General features: G+C 70.0%; 5 protein-coding genes. 3 read left to right on the plus strand and 2 right to left on the minus strand.

Going from position 1 to position 7,615, the window contains the following annotated elements; translation table 11 throughout:
- Positions 1–61: 61 nt before the first annotated feature.
- Positions 62–2,353: a fructose-specific PTS transporter subunit EIIC gene (locus ABB07_RS23155; protein ID WP_244189478.1), complete on the minus strand. Its 2,292-nt coding sequence runs from the start codon at positions 2,351–2,353 to the stop codon at positions 62–64.
- A gap of 481 nt (positions 2,354–2,834) precedes the next feature.
- On the opposite strand from ABB07_RS23155, the gene ahcY reads away from it, so the two are divergent.
- Together ahcY and ABB07_RS23165 are read left to right on the plus strand one after the other, a co-directional pair.
- Positions 2,835–4,292, plus strand: a complete 1,458-nt coding sequence (gene ahcY / locus ABB07_RS23160) for an adenosylhomocysteinase (protein ID WP_208900504.1) — start codon at positions 2,835–2,837, stop codon at positions 4,290–4,292.
- 198 nt (positions 4,293–4,490) lie between these two features.
- On the plus strand, positions 4,491–5,105 hold the full coding sequence (locus ABB07_RS23165) for a hypothetical protein (RefSeq protein WP_208900505.1): 615 nt from the start codon (positions 4,491–4,493) through the stop codon (positions 5,103–5,105).
- Between the two features lie 92 nt (positions 5,106–5,197).
- Here the strand turns inward: ABB07_RS23165 and ABB07_RS23170 are convergent, their stop codons facing one another.
- On the minus strand, positions 5,198–6,160 hold the full coding sequence (locus ABB07_RS23170; RefSeq protein ID WP_208900506.1) for an RDD family protein: 963 nt from the start codon (positions 6,158–6,160) through the stop codon (positions 5,198–5,200).
- 143 nt (positions 6,161–6,303) lie between these two features.
- Between ABB07_RS23170 and ABB07_RS23175 the strand changes: the two genes are divergently transcribed.
- A complete protein-coding gene (locus ABB07_RS23175) occupies positions 6,304–7,311 on the plus strand; it encodes a stage II sporulation protein M (RefSeq protein ID WP_208900507.1) in 1,008 nt (335 codons plus the stop codon).
- The last annotated feature ends 304 nt before the right edge of the window (positions 7,312–7,615 follow it).

Genomic DNA, 7,615 nt, shown 5'->3' on the forward strand with positions numbered 1-7,615 from the left:
TTCCCCCGGTCTTCCCCGGTCTCTCGGCTCCCTCCGTTTCCCTCCGCTCCGTTTCCTCGACTCACCCGATCTCAGCGAGCACGTCGAGCATCGCGCCCTCGTCCGTTGCCGTCAGCAGCCTCTCCCGGAAACCGGGGTCCATCAGCTTGCGGGAGAGCAGCGCGAGGATCCGCAGATGCTCGTCACCCGCGGCCGCCTCCGGTACGGCGATCATGAAGACCAGCCGAGCCTTCGTACCGTCCAGCGAGCCCCACTCGATTCCCTCGGCGGACCGGGCGAAGCCGACGACCGGCGCGGTCACCGCGTCGGTCTTGGCGTGCGGGATCGCGATCTCCTCACCGAGCCCGGTCGTCCCCTGCTCCTCACGCCGCAGCGCCGTCGCCACCAGCTCGTCCACATCGGCGACGCGTCCACTCTCCGCGAGCAACTCCGCCATCTCCCGGACGGCAGCCTCCCTCTCCGTGGCCAGGAGCGCCGACTTCACGGTCCGCGCATCGAGATGGCCGGCCAACACCGCGGGCCTGTGATCCTTGGCTGCGGTGTCTCCAGCCCACCCGGCGTCCCGTGGCCCTTCCGGCTGCCCGGCCTCCTCGGAGTCCTCGACGGTTCCCACCCGAACCGAGCCCCCCGAAGCCACGCCATCAGCACCGACCACCGAGGCCCCCACCCCAGCCGACCCGGGCACGACCACCTCCGCCGATACCTCCTCCGACGCTGAAGCCCCTTCGCCGGCGCCACCCGCACCCGCCGACGGCGGGAACCCCGCACGGGGGCCACCCGCACCCGACGACGATTGCCGCACGGGTGGTGCGGGTGGGAACCCAATCCCCACCACCCCCGAACCCGCACCCGAAGTCGCCCCCGAACCCGCAACCGAACCCGCCGCCCCCACACGCCCCCGAAGCGCGCTCACATCAACCAACGCCACGGTCGCCAACGCAGTAACCACCGACCCGATCACCACGGCGACAAAGAACATCGGCACCCCACTCACCGCCCCCAGCACCGCCACGACCGGCCCCCCATGCGGCACCGCGTCCTTCACCCCGGCCAGCCCGGCGACCGCCCCGGCCACCGCCCCACCCAGCATGTTCGCCGGGATCACCTGCGCAGGCCGCGCCGCCGCGAACGGAATCGCACCCTCCGAGATACCGAAACAACCCATGAACAGCGCCGCGAGCCCCGTTTCCCGCTCCTGCTCGGTGTACAGCCGCCGCCGGATCAGCGTGGCCAGCCCCTGTCCGAGCGGCATCACCGGAATCGCGGCCGCGCACATGCCCATCACCGTCTGGTTGCCGCTCGCGATGAGCCCGGCCCCGAACAGGAACGCCGTCTTGTTCACCGGCCCGCCCATGTCGAACGCGATCATCAGTCCGAGGATCGCGCCGAGCAGGATCGCGCTCGTCCCCGTCATCCCGCCGAGCCAGCTCGTCAGATGCTCGAACACCCAGGAGATCGGCTTTCCGATGACGTAGATGAAGAACAGCCCGAGCACGGTCGTGGCGACGATCGGGATCACGATGATCGGCATGACCGGCTGCACGAACCTCGGCACCCGGACCTTCTTGATCCCCAGCACCAGGTACCCGGCGAGGAACCCGGTCACGATCGCCCCGATGAATCCCGCGCCCGCCTTGGAGTCGTACAGCGCACCCGTGTTGGCGATCCAGCCGCCGATCATGCCGGGCACCAGCGCGGGCCGATCGGCGATCGCGTAGGCGATGTAGCCGGACAGGATCGGGATCATCAGCTGGAACCCGATCCCGCCGATCGCGTTGACATGGGCCCAGAAGGTGCCGTCCGGGATCACATAGCCCTTGGCCGTGGCATGACCCCCGAGCGCGAGCGACACCGCGATCAGCAGACCGCCCACGACCACGAACGGGATCATGTACGACACGCCGTTCATCAGCGCCTTGTACACCGGCCCCCGCTGCCTGCCGCCACCGGAGACCACCGCCGCCGAACCGTCCCCGGCCCCGCCGGGCGCGTGCACGGGCGCCGACCGCACCCGTTCGATCAGCTGCTCGGGATGGTGGATGCCCTCGGCGACCCCGACCGTCAGCACCCGCTTGCCGGCGAAACGGCTCAGGTCGACGTCCTTGTCGGCGGCGACGATGACCCCGTCCGCACTTCTGACATCGTTGTCGTCGAGGACGTTCTCGGCTCCGATGGATCCCTGGGTCTCCACCTTCATGTCGATGCCACGGCTCGCGGCGGCCTGCGCGAGCTTCTCCGCCGCCATGTACGTGTGCGCGATGCCGGTCGGGCAGGCGGTCACTGCCAGCAGCTTCACCTGTCGCCGCTCGTCATCGTGGCCACCCGTCGAGGGAGGGCCGGCCGGACTGGTCACGTCTGTCTCCTCACACCTTCTCTTCGCACGCTTCGCACGAGGCACCGTCCCGGACACCTCGCGAGCAGGGCCGGAACCGCCCCGATCCCTCCGCATCCCGCACCACCCACCCCCGGCCCGAAGAGGCGAAAGTCCCCCGTTCATCACGGTCTGTGGGCTCCCGTTCCGCGGCTTCCGCACCGCTGTCGGCGCGGCTCCTGCCCCCGCGCCGCCTCTCGAAACCGCCTCACGGGCGCCTGGAACGGCGCGGAGGCGGACTGGGGCCGACCGGCCCGTCCGGTGTAGCTTGGGACGGAGCCAGACGTCGCTGCTGATGGCGGTCGGGCGGTCCCACGCGGACCGACCGAGGGAGAGAGGGCCTCCGACGGACTGCGCTGCGCGTACGTGGGCATGCCTGTGTCCTCTTCTCGGGCACCCCTGTGTCCGCCGCCGCGCAGACCAGCCGTACCCACCTCGACCCGACCCCGAGGAGCAGCTCGTAATGACCACTGTCGACAACCGACAGGACTTCAAGGTCGCCGACCTCTCGCTGGCCGAGTTCGGCCGCAAGGAGATCACCCTCGCCGAGCACGAGATGCCCGGCCTGATGGCGATCCGCAGGGAGTACGCCGAGGCCCAGCCCCTCGCCGGCGCCCGTGTCACCGGCTCCCTGCACATGACCGTGCAGACCGCCGTGCTCATCGAGACCCTGGTCGCCCTCGGCGCCCGCGTCCGCTGGGCGTCCTGCAACATCTTCTCCACCCAGGACCACGCGGCCGCCGCCATCGCCGTCGGCCCGAACGGCACGCCCGACAACCCGCAGGGCGTCCCGGTCTTCGCCTGGAAGGGCGAGACCCTGGAGGAGTACTGGTGGTGCACCGAGCAGGCGCTGACCTGGCCGGACAGCCCCACCGGCGGCCCGAACATGATCCTCGACGACGGCGGCGACGCCACCCTCCTCGTCCACAAGGGCGTCGAGTACGAGAAGGCCGGCGAGGTCCCCGCCCTGGACACCGCGGAGTCCGACGAGCACCGCGTCATCCTCCAGCTGCTGCACCGCACCCTGGGTGAGAACCCGCAGAAGTGGACCCAGCTGGCCTCGGAGATCCGCGGCGTCACCGAGGAGACCACCACCGGCGTCCACCGCCTGTACGAGATGCAGCGCGACGGCGTCCTCCTCTTCCCGGCGATCAACGTCAACGACGCCGTCACCAAGTCCAAGTTCGACAACAAGTACGGCTGCCGCCACTCCCTCGTCGACGGCATCAACCGCGCCACCGACACGCTGATCGGCGGCAAGACCGCCGTGGTCTGCGGCTACGGCGACGTGGGCAAGGGCTGCGCCGAGTCCCTGCGCGGCCAGGGCGCCCGGGTGATCATCACCGAGATCGACCCGATCTGCGCGCTGCAGGCGGCGATGGACGGCTACCAGGTCACCACCCTGGACGAGGTCGTCGAGACCGCCGACATCTTCATCACCACCACCGGCAACAAGGACATCATCCTCGCGTCGGACATGGCGAAGATGAAGCACCAGGCGATCGTCGGCAACATCGGCCACTTCGACAACGAGATCGACATGGCGGGCCTCGCCCAGGTGCCGGGCATCGTCAAGGACGAGGTCAAGCCGCAGGTCCACACGTGGACCTTCCCGGACGGCAAGAAGATCATCGTGCTGTCCGAGGGCCGGCTGCTGAACCTGGGCAACGCCACCGGTCACCCGTCGTTCGTGATGTCCAACTCCTTCGCGGACCAGACGCTGGCCCAGATCGAGCTGTACACCAAGCCCGACGAGTATCCGATCGGCGTGTACGTGCTGCCCAAGCACCTCGACGAGAAGGTCGCCCGTCTCCACCTGGACGCGCTCGGCGTCAAGCTGACCACGCTGCGCCCGGAGCAGGCGGCGTACATCGGCGTGGAGGTCGACGGCCCGTACAAGCCGGACCACTACCGCTACTGACCCGGCGATTCCGTAGTCCCGCCCGCCGGGGAGCACAGCGGTGCACCGCCGCGCTCCCCGGCAGCAGGTCCCCGAGGCAGGCCCCCGCACCCCCGTGCCGGGGGCCTGCCCTTTTGGCCCCGCCCGACCGGCGCCGCCGGCTCTCCGGCCGGATCGTCAGCCCGGCTGAATCGCCGGCCCGTCACGACCAGGACCCCCATGCCCCGCGGCCGTTATTCGCTCCACGATCCGCACGATCACACCCCCCTCGGCGAAGAACACTTCCAGTGCGCCCCCGGCCCGTCCGGCTGGCGTTATGTCTCCCGGCTGACCAGCCCCTCCGGCGATCACCGCGGCTCGGTCGACCTCGCTCTGGACGACCTGGGCCGCCCCATCCGCCTCGAACTCCACATGGGGGAGTGGCAGGTGCGCGGCGCCGCCCTCGACGGCGTCACCTGGGTCCGTACCGACCCCACCGGAACCCATGCCACCGAAGGCAATGTGCGCGCCCACGCCTTCACCGGCACGTCCCCCGCGTTCCTCATCGCCACCGCCCGTCTCCTGCGCCTCACCCCCTCGTCAGATGCGACCCGCGTACGCCTGGTCGCCTTCACGGACCCGGTCCTCGCCCCCCGCACCGTGGACCAGTCCTGGGCTCTGGTGAACAGCGAAGCACACGCCACTGACAACGGCCCTCTGACCGTGGACGAATACCAGGTCACAGCCTTGGACACCGGTGAGCGGCACACCGTGCACATCGCCGGGGACGTCGTCCTGGCCGCACCCGGAATCGAGCTGGAGGACCTCCAGTCACCGCCGTCGACGTTCGACTGAGCGCCGAGCCCGGAGAAACCGTCGGAACCGCCCGAACCGCTCGAACAGAGTCGGACCGGTGAGGACGCCGGAAGAGGTCGAGCGGGCTCGTTCTACGCCGGCGGTGCGAAACCCGTGGCCGGGCGGTCGGCAGACGGCTCGTCCCGCGGAGGTACGGCCGACGGCCCAGGCGGAGCCTGTGGCGGGCGAGGACCAGCATGCGGCTGGACAGAGTCGGATGGCTGAACGTGACCGTGCGGCTGGGCGGAAGCGGGCGGCTGATGACCGGCCGGTGCGCCGGATGTGGCCACGTGCGGGGAGAGTCCGGCGGCGCCGAAAGCCTGCCGGGCCTCACGGGACTGCCGCTCGTGCACCACAGCCGCCAGGAAGGCAGCCGCCGGAAGGTCCTGCGGCACCGAGGCAGCCGTCCGCGCCGCGAGGTCGGCCGCGAGCTGCTGGGCCATCCCAGCGGCCACCTGGGGATCGAGCTGCCCCATCCGGGTCAGGTACTGCCGAATCGCCAGCCACAGCCCGTCCGGCACCGCCGACAGATCCAGCTCGGCGAACCGTCCAGCCAGCCATGGCGGCGGCGGTGGAACGAAGCCGGCCCGACCGGTGGGTATTCGCTCACGCACGACCAGGGTGCCCGCGAACACGTCACCGAGCCGCCGGCCCCGCGCCGACACCAGCGAGGCGATGCAGGCGACCACGCCGAAGGTCAGCAGGATCTCGACCACGCCGATCGCGCCCCGCACGAGCGCGTGCCGGAACCGGATCGGCCCACCGTCGTCGCGTACCACGCGGAGCCCGAAGGCCAGCTTCCCCAGCGAACGCCCGTGGCTGAGCGTCTCCACCGCGATCGGCCCGCCCACCAGCACCAGCAGAAACGTCGCGATCGACAGCGCCACCTGCGCGGCCTCGTCCAGCGAGGCGGTCGCCATCACCACCGCGATGGTGACGAAGACGTACGCGGCCATGACCACCACGAGGTCGAGCAACACGGCCAGCGCCCTGCTCGGCAGCCTCGCCGGCCGCAGTTCGAGCGCCACCGCCTCGCCCGTCACCAGCTCACTCACGCCCGCCGTCCTTCCCTGATCTGCCCCCGGAAGCGCAAGTCTGCCAAGCTGTGCGCACATCGCGCCCCAGTGCGACCATCTGACCGCGATCGAGAGCATTCACGACGAGCGGTCAGCGACCAGCCGAGGAGCAGGCAGACCCGATGGACCTGGACGTCTTCGTCTCCGTACACCGAGCCGAATGGGATCGCCTCGACGCCCTGCTCCGCCGCCGGCGCCGCCTCAACGGCGCCGAGGCCGACGAACTCGTCGCCCTCTACCAGCGCACCGCCACCCACCTGTCCCTCATCCAGTCCAGCGCCCCGGACCCGCAGCTGACAGGGCGGCTCAGCCAACTCGTGGCACGCGCGCGTAGCGCCGTGACCGGCACCCGCCGCGCTTCGTGGCGTGACGTCACGCGTTTCCTGGGCCAGGGCTTCCCCGCTGCCGTCTACCGGGCTCGCCACTGGTGGGTACCCACGGCCCTGGTCTCCATGGCCATCGCGATCCTCCTGGGCTGGTGGATCGGCACCCATCCGGACGTGCAGTCGTCGATCGCGGCGCCCAGCCAGCTGCGCGACCTGACCCGCCCCGGCGGCGAGTACGAGACGTACTACTCCAGCCACCCCGCGGCGGCCTTCGCCGCCCAGGTGTGGACGAACAACGCCCAGGCAGCCGCGATGTGCCTGGTCCTGGGCGTCTTCCTGGGCCTGCCCGTCCTCTTGATCCTCTTCGAGAACATGCTCAACCTGGGCGTCGGCTTCGGCCTGATGTCCTCCGCCGGCCGTCTCGACACGTTCCTGGGGCTGGTGCTGCCACACGGCCTGCTCGAGCTGACCGCCGTCTTCGTCGCCGCCGGTACGGGGCTGCGCCTCGGCTGGACCCTCATAGACCCCGGCCCTCGCAGCCGGCGCACTGCTCTCGCCGAAGAAGGACGTGCTGCCGTCGGCATGGCGATCGGACTCGCTCTGGTCCTCTTCGTCTCCGGAGCCATCGAAGGCTTTGTCACCCCGTCGGGCCTGCCCACCTGGGCCCGCATCGGAACGGGCGTCCTGGCCGAGCTGGCATTCCTGACGTACGTCTACGTCCTGGGCGGCCGAGCGGTACGCGCAGGTGAGACCGGCGATCTCGAAGCGACGGACCGCAGCGCCCAGGTCCCCACAGCCGCCTGATGTGCGTTCCAGCCCTGTGAGCTGCTAGTCTCCTCTTCGCCCCACAAGAGCCGTTGACACGGATGGCGTGGGGAGGTAGATTCAAACAGTTGCCCGGAGGTGGACAACCCCCGGGGTGAAGGTTTACAGTCTACGAGCTTCCAGAGGGGTCGGAAACGACATCCCCGAGAAGCACCTCCCGATTACTCAGAAATGAGCGGCCGGTCAGAACGGCCAAGAACTTCTGATAAAGTCGGAACCGCCGGAAAGGAAACCGCGAGAAACGCGGGAACCTGGAAAGCGCCCGAGGAAATCGGATCGAGAA

Source organism: Streptomyces incarnatus, assembly GCF_001027185.1.
GTDB classification, from domain to species: Bacteria; Actinomycetota; Actinomycetes; order Streptomycetales; family Streptomycetaceae; genus Streptomyces; species Streptomyces puniciscabiei.